The sequence below is a fragment of the Rhizobium leguminosarum bv. viciae USDA 2370 genome, assembly GCF_002008365.1.
GTDB lineage: Bacteria > Pseudomonadota > Alphaproteobacteria > Rhizobiales > Rhizobiaceae > Rhizobium > Rhizobium leguminosarum.
Genome location: NZ_MRDL01000034.1, coordinates 1 through 1,295 on the forward strand (window position 1 = coordinate 1; position 1,295 = coordinate 1,295).

Below are 1,295 nucleotides of genomic sequence, written 5' to 3' on the forward strand. Positions count from 1 at the left end.
AGGTTCATTGCCGGCGATCCCATGAAGTCGGCGACGAAGATGTTGGAGGGGCTGTTATAGATCTCGGCCGGCGTGCCGAACTGCTGCAGCACGCCGTCCTTCAGCACGGCGATCTTGGTCGCCAGCGTCATCGCCTCGATCTGGTCGTGGGTGACATAGACGAAGGTGGTGCCCATGCGCTGATGCAGCCGCTTGATCTCGGTGCGCATGTCGACGCGCAGCTTGGCATCGAGGTTGGAGAGCGGCTCGTCGAACAGGAAGACCTGCGGATTGCGCACCAGCGCTCTCCCCATGGCGACACGCTGGCGCTGGCCGCCGGAGAGCTGGCTCGGCTTGCGGTCGAGCAGATGACCGATCTGCAGCATGTCGGAGACTTGCCCGATCGCCTTGACACGCTCCTCCTTCGGCACGCCGCGGATCTCCATGCCGAAGGCGATGTTGCCGGCCACCGTCATGTTCGGATAGAGCGCATAGGACTGGAACACCATGGCGATGTCGCGCTTGGAGGGATGCAGACCGCTGATGTCGCGCCCGTCGATCTTGATATCGCCGGAGGTGATCGTCTCCAGCCCGGCAATGGTGTTGAGCAGCGTCGACTTGCCGCAGCCGGACGGGCCGACCAGCACGAGAAAGCCGCCCTTTTCGAGTTCGAGGTCGATCCCCTTGAGAATGTCGACGGCGCCGAAGCGTTTTCTGAGACCGGAGATTTCGAGGAAGGCCATGGATTACCCTTTGACAGCGCCCGCCATCAGACCGCGCACGAAGTAGCGGCCGGCGAGGATATAGACGATGAGCGTCGGCACGGCTGCGATCATCGCAGCCGCCATGTTGACATTGTATTCGACCACCCCGGTCGAGGTGTTGACGACGTTGTTCAGCGCCACCGTCATCGGCATGGATTCACCGGTGCCGGCATAGGCAGAAGCAAACAGGAAGTCGTTCCAGATATTGGTGAACTGGTAGATGACGGTGACGACGATGATCGGCAGCGAGTTCGGCAGCATGATGCGGCGGAAGATCTGGAAGAAGCTGGCGCCATCGACCTGGGCGGCCCGGACCAGTTCGGTCGGAAAGGCCTCGTAGAAATTGCGGAAGAACAGCGTCGTGAAGCCGAGGCCATAGACGACGTGCACGAAGACCAGATTGACGGTCGGATTGCCGAAGCCGAAGCTCAGGCCCGTGGCATTCTGCAGCGTCATGCCGAGGCGGCCGAGCGAGCCGAGGATCGTTGCCATCGGCAACAGCACCGACTGGAACGGGATGAAGCAGGCAAACAGCATCAGCCCGAACACCAG

At 61.7% G+C, this 1,295-nt stretch carries 2 protein-coding genes; both read right to left on the reverse strand.

The window, feature by feature from the left end; translation table 11 throughout:
* Positions 1-722 (reverse strand): ABC transporter ATP-binding protein (locus BS629_RS14770; protein ID WP_131599355.1); only part of this gene is annotated, 722 nt, incomplete at its 3' end.
* Positions 723-725: 3 nt separating this feature from the next.
* Positions 726-1,295, reverse strand: a 570-nt coding sequence (locus BS629_RS14775; RefSeq protein ID WP_131586992.1) for a carbohydrate ABC transporter permease, incomplete at its 5' end; no start/stop codon positions are given.